Below are 19,248 nucleotides of genomic sequence, written 5' to 3' on the forward strand. Positions count from 1 at the left end.
GCGGCATGCCACTCGGAAGGTGCCGACCAGAGATTGTGACATCTCTATCTGGCGGAAGAGTGACATTTGTACGTTGCGCTTACAGCCCCACCATAGACCTTCGATCGATAATCTATCTTATGTAAAATTACCGAAAATTCCGGCTGCGAGCGGACACCGCCATGCAGAGGCCTTACCAGTTCACGCCAAGCCGGGCGTAGAGATAGCGCCCGTTGAACCCGAACGGCGAATAATAGGGAAAGCCCACCACGCCAGTCGAATTGTTCGCTGGAATCGAGCGGTCAGGATAGACGTCGAACAGGTTGCTTGCGCCGAGCGCGATCTGGGCGCCCTTGCGCGGCTGGAAGCGCAGTTCGAGGTCGCTGATCAGGTGCTGCCCCGTATGGATGTCTGCCGCAGGCGTCGTGCCCGGCTGGTTGACGTCGCCATAATAGGTGCCGCGCAGCGTGAGCCCCACCGGCCCCTTCGCCCAGTCGATCGTGCCGGTGACCTTCTCGCCCGGCGTGCCCTGCTCGATCGTCAGCACGCGGCTGCGGGCGAACAGCACCGGCGCCGGGTTCACCGTCGCCGTGTTGGTCGGCACGCGGGTCACCACGATTTCGTTGACGTTGCCGGCCAGGATGAAGTCGAACGACCCCGCCGGATCGGCGGCGTTGCCCAGCCGGTAATGCGCGACGGCATCGATGCCGCGGGTGCGCGAGCGCAGGCCGTTGATGAAGAACCGCGCCGACGGCACGTTGAAGGGCGTGAGGATCGCCGCGACCTGCGGGCTGAAGCTTGCCTGGATGTTCTCGGACAGGCCGAGCTGGTCGCGCAGGCGGATCTCATAGGCGTCGACGCTGAGGTCGAAGTCGCCCGCACGGATCACCGTGCCGACCGAGAAATTGGTCGACTTCTCCGGCCGGAGCGGCTTGCCGCCCAGTGCCGCCGCCACCGGCGCGGTCGACGGGAAGGTACCGGTGAGGATCGGGGTGCCGTTCTGGACGACCTGCGCGATCGAGGTGAAATATTGCTGCTGCAGGCTCGGCGCGCGGAAGCCGGTGGAGACGGTGCCGCGCAGCGCGAACCACGGCGCCACGTCGTAGCGCGCCGAAAGCTTGCCGTTGGCGGTGTCGCCGAAGTCCGAATAATGCTCGCCGCGCACCGCGACGTCGACGAGGAACGCCTGGGTCACCTGCGCCTCGAGGTCGAGATAGCCCGAGACGCTGCGGCGCGAGCGCTCGACCGCGTTGACCGGCGCGAAGCCGCCAAAGCCCTGTGCGCCCGGCGACGCACCGGCGACCGCGCCGGTGGCGGGCGCGTCATAGGAAGCCGCCTCGCCCGGCGTGATCTTGTAGCCCTCGCGCCGCCCCTCGGCACCGAAGGCCAGGTTGAGCGACTGGAGGACGTCGAACTTGCGCCGCACGTCGAGGCCCGCCACCCACTGGTCGAAGATCAGCGCGCCATCGTAGAAATTCTTCGGTGTCGCCGCGCCATAGGCATAGTTGGCCGAGTTGCGCGTACGGTAGGCGATCTTGTTGCGGCCATAGCCGGCGTGCAGGTCAATGCCCCAGTCGCCGAGATCCCCCTTCACCCCCACCGCGCCGACCGCATTGGTCGACTTGGTGTTGATGATCGGCAGGAAGCCGTCCGGATAGCCGGCGAGCGTGGTCGTGGCGCTGGCCAGCCGCGGGAAGGCGGCGCTGCGGGTGTCGCGGTCCTGGTAGCTGCCCCAGCCATAGAGGCTCCAGCCGCCGCCAATGCCCTTCCCGGCATTTATCGTGCCGGTGTACTGCTCGACCTGCGGATCGCCGAAGCGGCCGGTGACGCGGGTGGGCGTGACGCGCGGGTCGAAGTCGGCGCGGTTGGTCGCCTGGCGGTTCACATATTCGCCGGTGACAGTGACGAACCCGTCGTCGCCGAGCCCGAAGCCCTGCCATACCGAGGCCGTGAAGGCCGGCTCGCCGGTGGTCGAGCGGCTGCCGCGCGCGGTGTCGATGTCCGTGTGGTAGATGCCGTAGGTCGCCGAGGCGGCGCCGCCCGAGCGGGCCTCGCGCAGCCGCAGGTTGATCACACCGGCAATCGCGTCCGAGCCATATTGCGCCGAGGCGCCGTCGCGGAGAACCTCGATCCGCTCCAGCGCCGCGGTCGGGATGGTGTTCAGGTCCACCGCCGCCGAGCCGCGCCCGACCGAGCCGTTGATGTTGAGCAGCGCCGAGCTGTTCACCCGCACGCCGTTGACGAGCACCAGCACCTGGTCGGGCGACAGGCCGCGCAGCGTCGCGGGGCGGATCGCATCGGTACCGTCGGTGGCGGAGGGGCGCGGGAAGTCGATCGACGGTGCGACCGCCGCAACGGCGGCGCCCAGTTCGGTGGTGCCCTGGCGGCCCAGCGCCTCGCTGCTCAGCACATCGACCGGCGATGCGGTATCGAGCCGCGAACGGCCCTGGCTGCGCGTACCGGTGACGACGATCTCGTCGCCGCCGCCTACCGCCGCGTCGGTCTGCGCGGGCTCCGGGCTGGCCTGCTGCGCCTGGGCGGCGCCGGGAACCAATGCGGCGGTGGAGGCTGCGATCAGCAGCGCGTGGCGGAAGGTACGCATGGTCAACCCCTTGATCTCATTCTTGTCGACGGACGATTTCCCATCTTCCAGCTAGGAATGCAGGAAAGAAAAGATTGGGGGGCCGAAACGCAGCGCGCGTCGCCTCATCGCAGGTCGAAGGCATCCTCGAACTGCGCGTTGGCGCGATGCTGGAAGGCCTCTGCCCGCCGGCGGAAGGCCGCGGCGGCGACCGGGTTGCCGCACGAGGCGGCGCGGGCGCGCTCTTCCTGGGCACGGCGTTCGAAGAAGGAACGGGAACTGGGCATGGCGCGTCTCCCGGAACGGCAGCGCGTCCCACAGGGCGGAGGTAACCGCTTCAACCGATGCGGCGCGCCATTCGTTCCGCGGCGTTCGCTCAGGCGAGCGTCAGGTAGAGTTCGGCTTCGATGACCCAGGCGCCGCCGATTTCGCGCCACTTGGCGGTGTAGCTGCCGCTGGCCTGCACCGCCCCGTCCGAGGCCGCCACGCCCTGCCACTGGCCATGCTCGAAGGCGATCGGGGCGACGGGCGAGACGAGCACCGTCTCCGGAATCCGGCTGTAGACGCTGCGCGCGCGGGCGGCGAACTCGTGCTTCCACGCCTGGAGCTGGGCCTTGCGCCCGGTGATCATCGCGCTATCGGTCCCGGCGACCAGCACCACGTCCGGCGCGAGCAGCGGTCTGATCGCGGCGAGGTCGGCCGCCGCCAGCGCGCGGTTGAAGGCGGCGCGGGCCATGCGGATGGCGAGTTCGGGTGAGGTCTGCATCACCATCCGCTCTACCGCTGGCCGCACGATCGGCAAGCCCGCCGCAAGCGCCCAACCGCCAATTTTCCGCGACGGATTGCCAGCCGCCCGCCACTGTGTAGACTAGGCTTGATTGTCGGGTAACCGACTGATTTGGAGACTTTCCTTGGCGCTGAAGCACGTCCTCCTGGCCTCTACCCTGTCGATCGCGGCGCTCGCCGCCCCCGCCCTCAGCCGGAAGCCGCAACAGACCGCTCCCGCTGCGCCGAGCGCCGAGGCGACCCGCTATGGCAGCTGGGGCTTCGACCTTTCGGGCATGGATCGCAGCGTGAAGCCGGGCGACGACTGGTACCGCTTCGTCAACGGCGCCTGGACCGATCGCACCAAGATCCCCGACGATCGCTCCTCCTTCGGCGCCTTCATCGTGCTGCGCGACCTTTCCGAGATGCGGCTGCGCGGCCTGATAGAAGGCTATAGCCCCACCGACACCGCCAACCCCGATCGTCGCAAGGCCGCGACGCTGTATCGCGGCTATATGGACGAAGCGGCGATCGAGAAGCTCGATGCCCAGCCGCTCACCCAGCGCCTCGCCCCGGTCAAGGCGGCGACGACCAAGGCGGCGCTCGCCGCGCAGATGGGCGCGTCGATGGGCGGGTTCGGCGCCAGCTTCTTCGGCGTCGGGGTGAGCGACGATGCCAAGCAGCCCGATGTCTATGCGCTGTACCTGCGCCAGGGCGGCCTGGGCCTGGGCGACCGCGACCTTTATCTCGATCCCAAGTTCGCACCGCAAGTCGCGCGCTACCGCCAATATGTCGCGCAGCTGCTCGGCATGGCGGGCTGGCCCGACGCGGCGGCCGCCGCCGACAAGGTCGTCGCGATGGAGACCCGTATCGCCGAGGCGCACTGGACCCGCGCGCAGAGCCGCGACCGCGACAAGACCTACAACCCCGTCACCGTCGCCGAGCTCAAGGCGCAGGCGCCGGGCTTCGCCTGGGATCCGTTCTGGCAGGCCGCCGGCCTCTCCAAGGCGAGCCGGGTGATCGTCGCGCAGAACAGCGCGGTGCCGAAGATCGCCCAGGTCTTTGCGGATACCGATCTGGAGACGCTCAAGGCCTGGCAGGCCTTCCGCATCGCCGATGACATTTCGCCGCTGCTCTCGAAGCGCTTCTCCGATGCGCAGTTCGACTTCCGCTCGCGCTTCCTCAACGGCCAGCCCAAGGAGCGCGAACGCTGGAAGCGCGCGGTTTCGTTTACCGAGCGCGCGATCGGCGAAGGCGTCGGCCGCGATTATGTCGCGCTCTACTTCCCGCCCGAGAGCAAGGCGAAGATGGACGTGCTGGTCGGCAATTTGCGCGTGGCGCTCGCCGGCCGCATCAAGAACCTCGCTTGGATGAGCCCCGCGACCAAGGAGCAGGCGCTCGCCAAGCTCCAAGGCTTCACCGTCAAGGTCGGCTATCCGAGCAAGTGGCGCGACTATAGCGCGCTGGAGGTCCGCCCCGGCGACCTGGTCGGCAATGCCGAGCGCGCCGGCAAGTTCGAATGGGATTATCGCCGCAACCGGCTGGGCGGGCCGGTCGACAAGGCCGAGTGGGGCATGACGCCGCAAACGGTCAACGCCTATTACAACTCGGTCAAGAACGAGATCGTGTTCCCGGCGGCGATCCTGCAGCCGCCCTTCTTCGATCCCAAGGCCGACGACGCGGTCAACTATGGCGGGATCGGCGGGGTGATCGGGCACGAGATCAGCCACGGCTTCGACGACCAGGGCCGCAAGTCGGACGGCAACGGCGTGCTGCGCGACTGGTGGACCGCCGAGGACGCGACCAAGTTCGAGGCGCAGGCGGTGCGGCTCGGCGCACAGTATGAGGCCTATAGCTTTGAGGGGCTGCCCGGGCTCCACATCAACGGTCGTGCGTCGATGGGCGAGAATATCGGCGATCTGGGCGGGGTGATGATCGCGCTCGACGCCTATCACGCCTCGCTCGGCGGCAAGCCGGCGCCGGTGCTCGATGGCTTCACCGGCGACCAGCGCTTCTTCCTCGGCTGGGGTCAGGTGTGGCGCACGCTGTTCCGCAACGAGGCGCTGCGCCAGCAGCTGGTTAGCGATCCCCACTCGCCGGGGCAGATCCGCGCGGTGAACCCGCTGCGCAACGTCGATGCCTGGTATGCGGCGTGGAACATCGATCCCAGCCAGAAGCAATATGTCGCGCCCGCGGACCGCGTGCGGATCTGGTGAGCAACAGGGGCCGGAGGCGTAACCCTCCGGCCCCGATCGCGTCGGTCAGAAGTCGATCCGCACCGAGGTGCTGATCGTGCGGCCGTTGATCGACCGGGCCCGGACGATGCCATTGGCCGGGATGGCGCCTTCCTCCGCCTCGGTGAAGCCGCGGACGTTGAACAGGTTGTTAGCGTTCAGCGAAACCAGCAGCTTCGGGATCGGCCGGAACTGGGCGAAGGCGTTGACCTGCGTATAGCCCGGCAGCTTGAGCTGGTTGTTGTCCTGCGCATAGCTGCTCGTCGTGCCGATCACATTGGCACCAATCGAGGCACGGCCGATCTCCACCTGCGGCGTCGCCTGGAAGATCAGGCTCGCCTGGCGCCGCGGCGTGTTGCCGACCGAGGCCGGGTTGAGCGCATCGGCGACGATCCGGGAGTGCGTCCAGGTGGCGCCCGCGGTCAGGCTGAACGGGCCCTCGCGCACCGCGCCGTCGAACTCCAGGCCATAGGCGCGGTAGGTGCGATCGATGAACACCTGCCGCGTCGCTTCGTAATTCTGCTCCTCGGTACGCGCCCAGAAACCGGTGAGGTTGAGCGTCAGCGGGCCTTCGCGATATTTCACGCCGAGCTCCGCCTGGTTGACGAAGTCCACCGCCGCTGCCGAACTCACCAGATGGCCGTCGGTGGTGCTGACCGCCGGCCCGAACAGCAGGCGATCGGCATTGGCGCGGCCGCCGCGGCTGTAGCGCGCGAAGACCGACATATAATCGACGAAGCGATAGTTGATGCCCGCCGAGTAGCTCCAGTAGCGATAGCTGTAGTTGACCGGCGCGGGGCTGGTCAGCGGGATCACCGCGACGCGGGTTTCCGCGTCAGAGATCACGCCGTCGCCGTTGATGTCGCGGCTCGTCGTGCCCACCCGGCCGCCCCCGAGATCGGCACCGGCGATCGAGCCGCTCGCGTCGCCGAAATCAAAGCGCACGCTGCCGCCGATCGACACCTTGCCGACCTGATAGTTGAGCGAAGCGAAGGGCGCGTTGACGTTGTAATCGACATTGTAGCTGCGCCGGCAGCACCCGCCGAAATAGGCGGCGCTATAGCCGTAGAAGCCGTCCTGGGTGACGGCCGTCCCGTTCGCCCGGGTGACATTGACCAGCGCCGCATCGCCACCGCCGCGCACGTCGGTGAGAATCGAGGTCCACAGCCAGTCGGTGTCGATCGTCTGGCGCGACTTGTAGAAGCCCGCCGTCGCCGTGAGCTTGCCGGTGCCGACATCGAACGCCCTACTTGCGCGCAGGTCGTTGGTGATGTTGTCGAGGCTGTTCAGCTTGGTGTCGAACACCACAATCTGCGCGAGCAGCCCGTTGCCGTTAAGCCCGGCCAGGTTGGGGATCGCCTTGCCCGCGTTCGGACCGCTGGCATAAGCGAGCGTCGCCCCTGCACCGCCCATCGACGTCGCGATCGCGCTGGCCGAGTCCACATTGGCCGGGAAGTTGGCGATGAAGCGGCCAGAGATGTCCGAGTAGCGGAAGCGATCGGTGACCACCCAGCCGGAAAGCGTCGTCTCCGCCTCGAAGCCGATCGACTTGACCAGCGGGTGCTGGCCGTCGCGCATATCGTCGGTCACCAGATTGTTGTTGCCGTCCAGCGTCACGTTGCGGGTGAAGTTGGGCGTCAGCAGCTGGTCGCGGTTGGAGCGGAAATTGGGCAGGTCCTGATAGGTCGGGTTGGCGTTGGTGCCGGTCACCCGCACCGGCATCGGCAGATAGCCGACAGCGCGATCGTCGAGGAACTTGCCGTACAGGCGGATATGGCCGCCGGTGAATCCCTTGGTGACGTTGAACTTGAACTGGCCGCCCTTGTTGCCGTCATAGCCGATGCGGCGGGGACCGGTGCCTTGGCGGTAGAAGCCGCCCATGTGGAAGCGTAAGGAATCGCTCAGCTTCGCGCCGTAATCGAAGTCGAGGCGATAGTCCTTATAGTCGAGCCCGGTGCTCGCCTGCACCGCACCGCCTTCCGTGTCGCCGGTCTTCGAAATCATGTTGATCACGCCGCCGGGAGAGTTCGACGCGAAGGTCGAGGCCGAGCCGCCGCGGATCGACTCCACCTGCGCCAGGTTGAGGTCGGCGCGCAGGAAGATGTCGGCATTGCCGAAGGTGATGTCGCCGAATTCGAGCACCGGCAGCCCGTCTTCCTGCAGCTGCAGGAACTTGGCGCCGCCCGAGGCGATCGGCAGGCCGCGGATCGAGATGTTGGCATTGCCTTCGCCGCCCGAGCTTTCCGAGCGGATGCCCGGCAGGCTGCGGAAGATCTCCGCCACCGATCGCGGCGCCGCCTTCTGGATGTCGTCGGCCTTGAGCGAGCTGGTCGAGATCGCGGTATCGAGCCGGTCCCGCCCGCGCGCCACGGCGGTCACGACGATTTCAGTATAGTTGGATGCTTCCGCTTCCTGCGGCGGGGTCGCGTCCTGCGCGAAGGCGGGGACGCTGGGGATCGCCAAGATGCTGCCGATCAGCAGCAGCCGGCGAAGGTGGTTCGCGCGCACAGACATGGCCATGAGCCTCTCTCCCTGATCGGGGCCCTCCTTGTTGGGAGCCCTTCACAAATCCGTATATCTCCTATTGCAATCGATTGCAACAAGCCCCGCATTTGTCCGGAGCGGCGCGATCTTGCGGTTTTCCGCCAATCCGGTCACACCTTGTGGTGTGAGCCAAGACGCACCGCCTTCCCATCGGCCGGCCCGCACGCTGGCCGACATTGCGCGCCTCGCCGGGGTTTCGACCGGTACCGTCTCGCGCGCGCTGGCGGGCAGCAGCCTGGTCAATGCCGAAACGCGCGAGCGCATCCAGGCGCTGGCCGCGGCGCACGACTTCCGGGTGAATCAGATGGCGCGGCGGCTGCGCACACAGAAGACCGGCGTGATCGGCGTCGTCGTGCCGCTGGGCCATGAACGCCGCCAGCACCTTTCCGACCCGTTCTTCATGACCATTCTCGGCCACCTCGCCGACGCGCTGACCGAGAATGGCTATGACGTGATGCTCTCGCGCGTGATCCCGGATGCCGCGGACTGGCTGGAGCGGATCGTCGATTCGGGCATGCTCGACGGCGTGCTGCTGATCGGTCAGTCGGACCAGATGGCGGCGATCGAGCGCGTCGCGGCGCGCTATCGCCCGCTGGTCGCCTGGGGCAGCAGCCTGCCCGGGCAGGTGCATTGCGCGGTCGGCACCGAGAATGTCGCGGGTGGGCGGATCGCCGCCGAGCATCTGATCGCCCGCGGCGTGCGGCGGATCGCGTTTCTCGGCGAACTCCGCGCACCCGAGATCCGCGCACGCTTCGAGGGCGTGTGCGCCGCGGCGGCGGCGGCCGGGCTGCCCGCGCCGCTCCAGCTCGACACGCACCTCGCCTCCGAGATGATGGAGCGCGAGATTGCCGCGCACCTCACCCGCCATCTCGACCGGATCGACGGCATCGCCGCCGGATCGGACATGATCGCGATGACGACGCTGCGCGTGCTCGCCGACCAGGGCATGGCGGTGCCGAGCGACGTGCCGGTGATCGGCTATGACGACCTGCCGCTCGGCCTGCAAACCGTGCCGCGCCTCACCACGGTGCGGCAGGACATCGCGAGAGGCGCCCGCGCGATGGTCGAGCGGCTGTTCGCGCGGATCGCCGGGCAGGATGCGCCCTCGCTGGTAATGGCGCCCGAACTGGTGGTGCGGGACTCCGCTTAAGCGGCGATCGTCACCCGGTCGCCGGCAAAGGCGAGACGGAAGAACGGTGCCGCCACGCCGCCGAAGATGCGGCGGCGCTGGGCGGGATCGGCGAGCAGCGCCGCATCTTCGGGGCCGACGCCCGGATAGTCGATGAAGCTCAGCACCTCGCCCTCCCCCGTCACCCACCAGCAATAGGCCTGGGTCGGCGCCTCGGTCGGATTGCCGGCGACCAGGCAGGTGCCGTTGACCGGGCGCCAAGGGCCCGCCATCGCCTCGGCCACCATGGCGTACAGGCCCGTCGGCGCGACGATGCCGTCGGCGAAGCGGCGTGCTTGGGTGCTCCAGAACAGATAATAAAGCCCGTCGCGGACGACGATGTGCGGCCGCTCGAGCTCGCTGTTGACCTCGATTGCCGAGAGCAGAGGCGCGTGGAGACGCCAGCCCTCGCCGTCGCGGCGCGCGACACCGATCACGCCGTTGGCCTGGGCGTCGCTCCACGCGGCGTTGGCGGTGAACAGCACATACTCGGCGCCATCGGCGGGGTCGCGGAAATAACCGGGATCGCGAAAGCCCTGGATCCCGTGCGCGGGTGCGACCATCTCGTTCGCGACAGTATACAGAGCGCCATCGGCCGCGACGATCTCCTGCGGCGCCGTCCAATCGTCGAGCCGCGGGCTCTCGCCGTCGAGCACGAACCGGCCCTGGCTGACGAACAAGCGCTGCTCATACGTCGTCGCTTCGCCGCGGCGCCCGGCGGCGGTGAAATAGTGCGAGAGCGTGACGCCGTCCGGCTCCAGCACCGCCGAGCCGGACCATTCGCGCGAGCCCGGCGTGAAGCCGTCCGGGAAGGCATCGCCATGGTCGCGCCAGCCATCCTCGCCATGGCTGGTCAGTCGGATGCGGGCGATGTCGTGCCGGCCCTCGGGATCGTCGAGCCGGGGCGCTGCGAGGAAGAACCACCAGCTCCGCCCGCCGCGCAGCACCGTGCGACCCGCGGCATCGGCGATCGGCCACATGTCCCACAGGTCCATGCCCGGCGCCGGCGACTCCCCGCCCGGCGTGAGCAGCGGCAGCACCGCGCCGGTCTGCACGGCGATCCCGGCGACCGCCGCGCGCGTCCATTCCGCGGTCGCGCTCATGCTGCCTTCCGCTCGCGCACGGTCCACACGGCAAGCGCGGCGCAGAACAGCAGCACCCCGCACAGGCGCAGCACGTTGCGCGCGTCGCCGTGAAGCAGCGGCCCGTAGAGGAACGGCAGGGTAACCGAGAACAACAGCATCGGAATGACGATCATCATGTTGAAAATGCCCATATAGACCCCGGTCCGCTCGGGCGGGATCGATCCGGCGAGGATCACGTAGGGATTGCCCATCATGCTCGCCCAGCCGAGGCCCAGCCCGATCGCGGGGACGAACAGCAGCGCCTTGTCCTGCACCTGCGGCAGCCACAGCATGCCGATCCCGGCGCAGACCAGGCAGGCGGCATGGAGCCGTGCCGCGCCGATCCGCCGCGCGATCGGCACCATCGCGAAGGCGGCGACAAAGGCGACGGCGTTGTAGAAGGCGGCGATCTCGCCATTGGTCAGCACCGCGGCGCGGAAGCCCGGCGCGGTCGAATCCGCCGTGCCATAGACCGAGCGCGCGACGGTGAGGATGACATAGGTCCAGTACGCCATCATCGCATACCATTGGAACAGGCTCATCAGCGCGAGCTTGCGCATCGCCAGCGGCATGTCGCGGATTGCCCCGCCGATCTCGGCGAGCGTGGCGCCCAGCGACTTAGGCTGGGCCGCGATATGCGCACGCTCGGGCGGGGTGAGCGGCAGCTCGGGGACGCGCAGCACGGACCAGAGGATCGTGCCCAGCGCCAGCACCGCGCCGACCATGAACGCCACCCGTGCGGTATAAGGAATGTGGTGCGCGTCGACCCAGTCCTGGCTCATCCCCGCCCAGACGAGCAGCGACGGCGTAAGGAAGGCAAGCATCTGCGCCAGCCCGGTAAACGCGCTCTGGGTGAGGAAGCCGAGGCCGTGCTGGCTGGGGTCCAGCCGATCGGACACATAGGCGCGATAGGGCTCCATCGTGATGTTATTGCCGGCATCGAGCAGCCAGAGCAGCGACACCGCCATCACGATCGAACTGCTCAGCGGCATCCAGAACAGCCCCGCCGAGCACAGCACCGCGCCGGCGAGGAAATAGGGCGTGCGGCGCCCCCAGCGGCTGTCGGTACGATCGCTCATCGCGCCGATCAGCGGCTGGACGAGCAGTCCGGTCATCGGCCCGGCAAGCTGGAGCAGGGGGAGCGAAGCTTCGGAGGCGCCGAGATAGGAATAGATCGGCGCCATGTTGCCCTGCTGCAGCCCGAAACTGAACTGCAGGCCCAGGAAGCCCAGGTTCATCTCCAGGATGCGCCACAGCGACAGGCGCGGCTTCGCGCTTGCAGGGTTCATCGTCGCCCCCTCCCCGGGCCCGTCTGTTCTATCCTTCCTTTATGGAAGGATTCATGACGAGGAGCAACAATCGATTGCAATCGAAGCGGAGCTAAAAGGCGCAAACACAAAAGGGCGCCCGCGATTGCGAGCGCCCTTCGCTAGGGCCCGCCGCCTGCGTGGGAACGGCGGGAACCCGGACCGGAAAGCTTCCGGAATTACATCCCGTTGTGCAGGTTGGTGTCTGCGTCGTGGGTTCGCATGTCCTTGGCCTTGGCGTCGCCCTCGGCGCGCACGGCATCGGCCTGGTTCTGCAGATTGTCCTGCGCCGCATCGGTGGTGGCGTTGCTGGCCACTGCCTCGATGTTGTCGGCGCGCGCTTCGGCGTTCGCTTCGATGTTGTCGGCTGCCTGCTCCCGCGGGGTGTTGTTGCACGCCGAGAGCGCGATCAGGCCGGCAGCGGCGCCGAGCACGAGGATCTTCTTCATCATCATTACCCTTTTACGTTGGTACAGTCGAAAATCGTTGGCAGCGGAAATCAACGACGCGGCGCTTTGTTCCGAGAGGGTAACGCGAACGCGACGAGTCGAGTGGGTGGGCAGAACCGCCAAGAAACCGGCGAATACGACAATCCGCCGCGCCTCCCGTGACTTAGGCCATGCAACAACATCCTGCATGGAGGCTTTCCGCATGACGACCACTTCTTCGCCCACGATCCTGCTCGTCCATGGCGCCTGGGCCGACGGATCGAGCTGGCAGCGCGTGATCCCGATCCTGCTCGAGGCGGGCCACAAGGTGGTCGCGGTGCAGAACCCCACCCAGTCGCTCGCCGGCGACGTCGCCGCGACCCGCCAGGCGCTCGACGCGTTCGACGGGCCGGTGGTGCTGGTCGGCCATAGCTGGGGCGGCGCGGTGATCACCGAGGCGGGCAACGACCCCAAGGTGAAGGCGCTGGTCTATGTCGCCGCCTTCGCCCCTGCAGCCGGCGAGGCGCTGGGCCCGCTGGTCGGCAAATATCCGAACCCGCCCGCGCTCGGCAAAATCCATGACGACGGCAAAGGCAACCTCACGCTCAGCGCCGAAGGCTGGGTGGAGGACGTCGCCAACGACCTGCCCGAGGCCGAGGCGCGGGTGCTCGCCGTGCTCCAGCCGCCGCTGCCCGCCAGCACCTTCGGCGACGTGATCGGCCAGGCCGCCTGGGAAAAGGTGCCGAGCTGGTACATCGTCTCGACCGAGGACCGGGTGGTGAGCGTCGATCTGGAGCGCGAATTCGCCGCGCGAATGAAAGCGACGACGACGGAACTCGCCGCCGGGCATCTCTCGCTGCTCTCGCAGCCCGAGGCCGTGGCGAAGGTCATCCTCGAAGCCGCGGCGTCGGTGGCCTGAGACGCGGTCAGCGACGGGCCAGCGCGTGTGCGAGCGCGTCGGCCCCGTCGAACCGCTCCTCGCCGAGGAAGATCACCGGGGTGGTGGCGACGCCGAACTCGTCCTTCACCGCCTCGACCTCGTCGCGCGTGCGCAGCACCCGGTCGTCGATCTCATAGCCGCGCTCGAGCAGCAGTTCGCGGGCGCGGACGCCGAACGGGCAGACATGATCGGGCAGGACCATGCGGTAGAGGGTCGCGTGCTTGTCGTCAGCCATGGCGTTTCTCCTTGGCAGACAAATGCTTGGGGGCCGCGCGGGTTGCAGCGCGTCAGCTGCGCAGGAAGAGATTGCGGAACCAGACCGGGCCGCTGCGCGCGGCCGCAGCGCGCCAGTCGTCCACCGCTTCGTCCGGATCGTAGCGGCGTGGGTCGAACAGCTTGAGCCGCACGCCGCGATAGGCGGCGGCGTCATAGGTGACCAGCGTCAGCGCATGTTCGAGCGCGGTGGCGGCGACCAATGCGTGGCGGTCGCTCGCCAGCGCCACCTGGCCCCGCCGCCGCGCCACGGCGGTGTCGACCGGCAAGAGATGCGCGCCGAACGCGGGCACCAGCTGGTCGTCGATCCAGCGCCGGAGCGCGCCCGCCCCCTCGCCGCGGGGCGCCTTTGCTGCCTGGGCCTCGATCTCCGCCAACGTCAGTGCAGAGACGAACAGCTGCTCGCGCGGCACCCCGCCCGCCCAGGCGGTCAGCCGCGGGTCGGCGCTGCCGGCGCGCGCCTTGCGCAGGTCGAGCAGCACCGCAGTGTCGAGCAGGTACATTCACCAGCGTCCGGACTGGGTGTCGATCTCGAAGGACTCGGCCGCCGCCAACGCATCGACAATGCTCTCGCGCTCGCCGGTGAACGCGCGGAAGCTGGCGATGCTCATCAGCACATGGGTGGGCTTGCCGCGATCGGTGATGAACACAGGTTCGGTGCGGGCGAATCGCTTTGCCGCGCTGACATCCTGGTTGAATTCGCGGCTGGTGATCACCTTCATCCTGCGCCTCAAGGCATGTCCTTGGCGTAGGTACGTACCTACCTTGTGGAGCTCCTGCAACACTCCGGCCCGGCAGCAGGGAAAAGTGCGTTGCCGCGTCGATCCGCCCTTGCCCGAACGCGCTGCGCAAGCTTCCTAGAGCTTCGCGCCGACGCGGGAGATGTCGGGCGCACGAGGGGATCCAGATGAACGAGCTGCTGACCGGCGCCTGGCATGCGCTGACCGACGTCCTCAATCCGCACGGCCCGGCGGTGCACGCCGCCAAGACCTATGCGCCCGGCGACTTCAGCATCCATTTCTTCCTGCAGCTCGCGATCATCCTGCTCGCCTGCCGCGTGGTCGGCTGGGCAGGGCAGAAGTTCCTGAAGCAGCCCCAGGTGGTCGGCGAGATGATCGCGGGCGTGGTGCTGGGCCCCTCTCTGCTCGGCCTGTTTTTCCCCGATCTGCAGCTGGCGATCTTCCCGAAGGAGACGCGCAATGTCCTCTATGCCGGCGCGCAGCTCGGAGTCGGGCTCTACATGTTCATGGTCGGGCTGACGCTGCGGCTCGACCATTTCCAGTCCAAGGCCAAGAGCGCGGCGGGCGTCTCCGCCGCCGGGATCGCCGCGCCCTTCCTGCTCGCGGCACTGATCACGCCCTATCTGCTCACCGTGCCGGGGCTGTTCACCGCCGGCATCAGCCAGGCCAATGCGACATTGTTCATGGGCGCCTGCATCGCGCTGACCGCCTTCCCGATGCTCGCGCGGATCATCAACGAGCGGGGCCTGGCCGATTCGGCGCTCGGCACGCTTTCGCTCACCGCCGGCGCGTTCGACGACGCCGCCTCCTGGTGCGTGCTGGCTCTGGTCCTGGCGACCTTCGGCGCGGGCCCCGGCGTGGCGGTGCTCGCGATCGGGGGGGCGGTGCTCTATGCGGGCTTCATGCTGGTCTTCGGTCGGCGGCTGCTGGCGCCGCTCGGGCGCATCGTCGAGGCGCGCGGCGAGATGAGCAGCGCGGTCCTCGCGGTCACGATGATGCTGTTCTGCCTGTCCGCCTTCTTTATGGATGCGATCGGCATCCACGCGATCTTCGGCGGCTTCCTGATGGGCGTATCCATGCCCCGCGGCCTGTTCGTGACGGAGCTCAAGCGCAAGGTCGAGCCGCTCGCCGTGGTGCTGCTGCTGCCGATGTTCTTCACCTATTCGGGGCTCAACACCCGGATGGACATGGTCAATTCGCCCCCGCTGCTGCTGGTCGCATTGGGCATCCTGGCGGTGTCGGTGCTCGCCAAGTTCGGCGCCTGCTGGGCGGCGGCGCGCGTCGCCGGCGAGGACAACCGCACCGCGCTCGGCATCGGCGCGCTGATGAACTCGCGTGGACTTATGGAGCTGATCATCATCAACATCGGCCTGCAGAAGGGCATCATCGGCCCGACGCTCTTCTCCATGCTGGTGCTGATGGCGATCGTCACCACGGTGATGGCCACCCCGCTGTTCGAGGCAGTCTATGGCCGCAAGGCGCGCGCCAGCGGCGAGCTGGACGCGATCGACGGCCAGCTGGCGACGGTCTAGCCGGCCAGTTGGCGGATCAGCTCGCGATGCGCGGGCAGGTCCGCCACCGCCTGTTCGCCGAAGCCGCGGATGCGGGCGAAATGGCGCGCGGCGGCTTCGGCATGGGGGAAGCCCTCGCGCGCGCCGGACAGGTCGGTGCGGAAGTCCATCCCGTAGAGGATGTACTGATAGTTGAAGAAGGCGAAGCTCTCGACGTCGAGCAGGAAGTCGAAGCGGCTCGGTGGCCGGTGGCGCCACTGCGCGAGCAGCGCCTGCAGCGTCTCCGGGATCGAGGCGGGATCGCGATTGTCGCGCCAGAAGGGCTCCTCGCGGCGGCTGAGGCAGTAATGGAGCTTGAGGAAATCCACGATCCGCTCGTAGCGCGCGGTCATCAGCGCGTTGAACCGCGCGGCGGGTGCATCGACGGGACCGGCATGCGGGAACAGCTCGGCGATCATCGCCGCGGCGGCTTCGATCAGCACCACGCCGGTCGCCTCGAGCGGCTCGAGGAAGCCGCCCGATAGCCCCACTGCGACGCAGTTCTTCACCCAGGGCGTGCGGCGGTAACCAGGCTCGAACCGGATCAAGCGGGCCTCGTGTAGCGCCCCGGCAAGATGCTTGTCGAGGATCTCTGCCGCGCGCTCATCACTCAGATGCGCTGAGGAATAGACACAGCCCAAGCCGCGCGCATGCTGGAGCCCGATGTCCCAGGTCCAGCCGCCTTCATGCGCTGCGGCCACGGTGGTGGTCGCGATCGGCGCCTCGGGGTCGGCATAGGGCAACTTGCAAGCGAGTGCGCGGTCGGTGAACAGCTGGTGGCGCACCGAGGTGAAGGGCGTGCGCAACGCCTTGCCGATCAGCGCCGCCTCGAAGCCCGAGCAGTCGATATAGAGATCGGCGGTGAGGCTGCCATGCTCGCGCGTCTCGATCCGGTCGATCGCGCCTTCGGCATCGGTATGTGCGGAGAAGACCTCGCCCTCCAGATGCGTCACCCCCAGTTCGATCGCCCGGTCGCGGAGCAGTTGCGCGAGGCGCACCGCATCGAAATGATAGGCATAGGTAAGCGGCCCGCCGAACCCGGCCTCTTCGGCGCGCTTGGGCGCCCTGCCCTGCGCAGCGACGCGGTTCTGGATCGTCATCGCCTCGGCGAAGGGCGCACGTTTCGCTTCCGGCTGGAGCAGCCAGTATGGCACCAGCCCTGCGCCTTCGGTATGGAACGGCGCCTCGAACGGATGGAGGAAGCGGTGCCGCGTGCCGTCAGACCGGGGCGCATATAGCCAGTCGTCGAAGCGGATGCCCTGCTTGAAGGTGGCGCTCGCCCGCCGGACGAAGCTGCGTTCGTCGATGCCGAGGAACTGCAGCGTCTCGCGGATCGTCGGGAAGCCCCCCTCCCCCACGCCGACGATCCCCAGCGCCGGCGATTCCAGCAGCGTGATTGCGAACCGCTGTTGATGGGCAATGTCGAGATAGCGGGCTAGATAGGCGCTGGTGAGCCAGCCCGCAGTGCCGCCGCCCAGGATCAGGATCCGCCGCATCGGGTTCATGCCCCCTAGCTACGGCGCGGCGACGGTGCGGGCAATGGTCGTAGACCCGCCGAAAGCATTTGCCTCGCGCACGACGCTCCGGTTAGTCGGACAAATAAACGAGGGGAGAGTGGGATGGCGATCAAGACCTTGGCGGGCATTTCGGCGCTGCTGCTGGCATCGGCGAGCGTCCAGGCCGCCCCGCGCGATCCGCTCGCCCCCACCGGCCGCTGGTCGGCCAACACCGATGGCCGCGCCCAGACGCCGCCGATGGGCTGGAACAGCTGGAACGCCTTCGCCACCGATGTCGACGAGGAAAAGGTGCTCGCCTCGGCACAGAAGATCGTCAACACCGGGCTCGCCGCCAAGGGCTATCGCTACGTCAACCTCGACGAGGGCTGGTGGGACCATCGCCGCGTCGACGGCCGGATGCTGGTCCGCGCGGACAAGTTCCCCTCCGCCCGCACCGCCGACGGCGCGACCTCGTTCAAGCCGTTCACCGATCGGCTGCACGCGATGGGCCTCAAGGCGGGCATCTATACCGATCTCGGCCGCAACACCTGCGCCCAGGCCTATGGCCCCAACGAGCCCAACCTGCCGCGCGGCAGCGTGCTCGAACGCGAGGTCGGGCTCTACGGCCATATCGACCAGGACATCGCGCTCTATTTCGGCGAATGGGGCTTCGATTACATCAAGATCGATGGCTGCGGCCTGCGCGCATACGGCGAAGACAGCCCGCTGGTCCAAGCCGGCCGCTACCGCGCGCTGGCGCCGATCCTCGACCTCGACAGCGTCAACCGCTCCAATATCTCGGCGGTGCGAGCAATGTTCGCGCGGGTAAAGGCGGCACTCGTCCGCGCCGATCCGGACCAGGACTATCTGCTGTCGCTGTGCATCTGGGGCTCGGCGGACGTGCGTAGCTGGGCCAAGGACGTCGGCAATATCTCGCGGACCAGCGACGACATCACCCCGCACTGGACCCGGCTGCTCACCAATTTCGACACCGCCGCGCGACGCCCGCTCTATGCCCATCCCGGCTCGTGGAACGACCCCGACATGCTGTTCATCGGCAAAGGCGAGTTCGACGCGGATCACCTCCTCGAGGCGCGCTCGCATTTCGCGCTGTGGGCGATGGTCTCCGCGCCGCTGCTGATCGGCGCCGACCTGCGCACCACGCCGCAGTCGCTGATGGACATTTTCGGCAATGCGGCGCTGATCGCGATCGACCAGGATCCCGCCGGCAACCAGGCGGTGCTCGCCTATGACAGCGACGACTTCCAGATCCTCGTCAAGACGCTGGCCAGTGGCGACAAGGCCGTCGCGCTGTTCAACCGAACCGCCGCGCCGATGGAGGCGATCCTCACCGCGCAGCACCTCAAGCTGCGCGACGACGCGCCGGTTGCGCTGACCGATCTTTGGACCGGCAAGACCTCCAGCTTCAGCAAGGAAACCAAGTTCAAGCTCGCGCCGCACGAGACTTTGGTGTTCCGTGCCAAGGGTACGCGGCTGCTCGCTGACGGGCTGTACCTGTCCGAAATGCCCGGCAGCGTGAACCCGGCGGTGGACGGCGTCACCGCGCCGATGGCCGATCCCATGATCCACCGCGCGGTCGTCTCGTGGAGCGGCACGCGCGGCGCGGGGCAGCGGCCGCTCTATGCCGGCTGGGGCGGCGCGCAGGCGGATGCCACCCCATATGGCCGCGAACTCGCGGTGGCGGGCAAGCACTTCACCGCCGGGCTTGGCGTGCTCGCCAATTCGCGGCTGGAGGTGCGCAATGCGGGCTACCGTCAGCTTACCGTCTCGGTGGGCGTCGACGATTCAGCGACCGATGCGGCGCACGCCGTCACCTTCCAGATCTATGGCGACCGCCGCCTCCTCGCCACCTCCGCCCCCGTGCGCCGGGGGGCCATCGCCAAGCCGCTCGTGGCGGATGTGTCCGGCGTGAAGCTGGTCGAGCTGGTGGCACGTTCTGCCGGCGCGGTGAACGAGCGACTGCCGATCGTCTGGGGCGATGCCGCTCTGCGGCACTGATCGGAACGCTAGAGCAATTTCACATTGACCGTTGATATCCAGCGGCCTGGAAGAAGTTGGCACATTGGCAGGGCGGGAAGCGATCAAGCAGTTCGCCGAT

General features: G+C 67.9%; 16 protein-coding genes. 5 read left to right on the top strand and 11 right to left on the bottom strand.

The features are described from left to right. Positions 1 to 172: 172 nt before the first annotated feature. From ABIC35_RS21120 to ABIC35_RS21130, 3 genes are all read right to left on the bottom strand, one after another. A complete protein-coding gene (locus ABIC35_RS21120) occupies positions 173 to 2,581 on the bottom strand; it encodes a TonB-dependent receptor plug domain-containing protein (RefSeq protein WP_121080033.1) in 2,409 nt (802 codons plus the stop codon). A gap of 104 nt (positions 2,582 to 2,685) precedes the next feature. After that, the gene (locus tag ABIC35_RS21125) at positions 2,686 to 2,847 is read right to left on the bottom strand and encodes a hypothetical protein (protein WP_183049529.1); all 162 of its coding nucleotides are present in this window, start codon (positions 2,845 to 2,847) and stop codon (positions 2,686 to 2,688) included. An 89-nt stretch (positions 2,848 to 2,936) separates the two neighbouring features. Next, positions 2,937 to 3,326 (bottom strand): nuclear transport factor 2 family protein, encoded by a 390-nt coding sequence (locus ABIC35_RS21130; protein WP_121080247.1) that lies wholly within the window; start codon positions 3,324 to 3,326, stop codon positions 2,937 to 2,939. A 145-nt stretch (positions 3,327 to 3,471) separates the two neighbouring features. Here ABIC35_RS21130 and ABIC35_RS21135 point away from each other — a divergent pair, with 145 nt between their 5' ends. Further along, positions 3,472 to 5,541: a M13 family metallopeptidase gene (locus ABIC35_RS21135; RefSeq protein ID WP_121080035.1), complete on the top strand. Its 2,070-nt coding sequence runs from the start codon at positions 3,472 to 3,474 to the stop codon at positions 5,539 to 5,541. A 45-nt stretch (positions 5,542 to 5,586) separates the two neighbouring features. Here ABIC35_RS21135 and ABIC35_RS21140 read toward each other — a convergent pair whose 3' ends face one another. After that, a complete protein-coding gene (locus ABIC35_RS21140) occupies positions 5,587 to 8,073 on the bottom strand; it encodes a TonB-dependent receptor domain-containing protein (protein WP_121080249.1) in 2,487 nt (828 codons plus the stop codon). A gap of 154 nt (positions 8,074 to 8,227) precedes the next feature. On the opposite strand from ABIC35_RS21140, the gene ABIC35_RS21145 reads away from it, so the two are divergent. Further along, entirely contained in the window at positions 8,228 to 9,253 is a 1,026-nt protein-coding gene (locus tag ABIC35_RS21145; RefSeq protein WP_183049530.1) for a LacI family DNA-binding transcriptional regulator, read from the top strand. Here the strand turns inward: ABIC35_RS21145 and ABIC35_RS21150 are convergent. The 3 genes from ABIC35_RS21150 to ABIC35_RS21160 form a co-directional block, all read right to left on the bottom strand. Continuing rightward, positions 9,250 to 10,374: a glycoside hydrolase family 68 protein gene (locus tag ABIC35_RS21150; protein ID WP_121080039.1), complete on the bottom strand. Its 1,125-nt coding sequence runs from the start codon at positions 10,372 to 10,374 to the stop codon at positions 9,250 to 9,252. The genes ABIC35_RS21145 and ABIC35_RS21150 overlap by 4 nt on opposite strands. Continuing rightward, positions 10,371 to 11,684: an MFS transporter gene (locus tag ABIC35_RS21155; RefSeq protein WP_121080041.1), complete on the bottom strand. Its 1,314-nt coding sequence runs from the start codon at positions 11,682 to 11,684 to the stop codon at positions 10,371 to 10,373. The genes ABIC35_RS21150 and ABIC35_RS21155 overlap by 4 nt, the downstream gene beginning before the upstream one ends. A 197-nt stretch (positions 11,685 to 11,881) precedes the next feature. Next, the gene (locus ABIC35_RS21160; protein ID WP_354278594.1) at positions 11,882 to 12,376 is read right to left on the bottom strand and encodes a hypothetical protein; all 495 of its coding nucleotides are present in this window, start codon (positions 12,374 to 12,376) and stop codon (positions 11,882 to 11,884) included. Between ABIC35_RS21160 and ABIC35_RS21165 the strand changes: the two genes are divergently transcribed. Next, on the top strand, positions 12,354 to 13,049 hold the full coding sequence (locus ABIC35_RS21165; protein WP_121080043.1) for an alpha/beta fold hydrolase: 696 nt from the start codon (positions 12,354 to 12,356) through the stop codon (positions 13,047 to 13,049). The genes ABIC35_RS21160 and ABIC35_RS21165 overlap by 23 nt on opposite strands. Before the next feature lie 7 nt (positions 13,050 to 13,056). Here ABIC35_RS21165 and ABIC35_RS21170 read toward each other — a convergent pair whose 3' ends face one another. From ABIC35_RS21170 to ABIC35_RS21180, 3 genes are read right to left on the bottom strand one after another with little or no spacing between them, the layout of a single operon-like run. Continuing rightward, positions 13,057 to 13,305 (bottom strand): glutaredoxin domain-containing protein, encoded by a 249-nt coding sequence (locus ABIC35_RS21170; RefSeq protein ID WP_121080045.1) that lies wholly within the window; start codon positions 13,303 to 13,305, stop codon positions 13,057 to 13,059. A gap of 52 nt (positions 13,306 to 13,357) precedes the next feature. Beyond that, positions 13,358 to 13,846, bottom strand: a complete 489-nt coding sequence (locus ABIC35_RS21175; RefSeq protein WP_121080047.1) for a PIN domain-containing protein — start codon at positions 13,844 to 13,846, stop codon at positions 13,358 to 13,360. Beyond that, complete coding sequence (locus tag ABIC35_RS21180) at positions 13,847 to 14,065, bottom strand: type II toxin-antitoxin system Phd/YefM family antitoxin (RefSeq protein WP_121080048.1); 219 nt, start codon at positions 14,063 to 14,065, stop codon at positions 13,847 to 13,849. It abuts the gene before it with no gap. Between the two features lie 185 nt (positions 14,066 to 14,250). On the opposite strand from ABIC35_RS21180, the gene ABIC35_RS21185 reads away from it, so the two are divergent. Then, the gene (locus ABIC35_RS21185) at positions 14,251 to 15,615 is read left to right on the top strand and encodes a cation:proton antiporter (RefSeq protein WP_121080049.1); all 1,365 of its coding nucleotides are present in this window, start codon (positions 14,251 to 14,253) and stop codon (positions 15,613 to 15,615) included. Here the strand turns inward: ABIC35_RS21185 and ABIC35_RS21190 are convergent. Continuing rightward, positions 15,612 to 17,138, bottom strand: coding sequence for a tryptophan halogenase family protein (locus ABIC35_RS21190; RefSeq protein WP_121080050.1), 1,527 nt, complete (start codon positions 17,136 to 17,138; stop codon positions 15,612 to 15,614). The genes ABIC35_RS21185 and ABIC35_RS21190 overlap by 4 nt on opposite strands. A gap of 114 nt (positions 17,139 to 17,252) precedes the next feature. Between ABIC35_RS21190 and ABIC35_RS21195 the strand changes: the two genes are divergently transcribed. Next, positions 17,253 to 19,148 (top strand): NPCBM/NEW2 domain-containing protein, encoded by a 1,896-nt coding sequence (locus ABIC35_RS21195; protein ID WP_121080052.1) that lies wholly within the window; start codon positions 17,253 to 17,255, stop codon positions 19,146 to 19,148. Positions 19,149 to 19,248: the final 100 nt, after the last annotated feature.

It is taken from the genome of Sphingomonas trueperi (genome assembly GCF_040545965.1).
Taxonomy (GTDB): Bacteria; Pseudomonadota; Alphaproteobacteria; order Sphingomonadales; family Sphingomonadaceae; genus Sphingomonas; species Sphingomonas trueperi_C.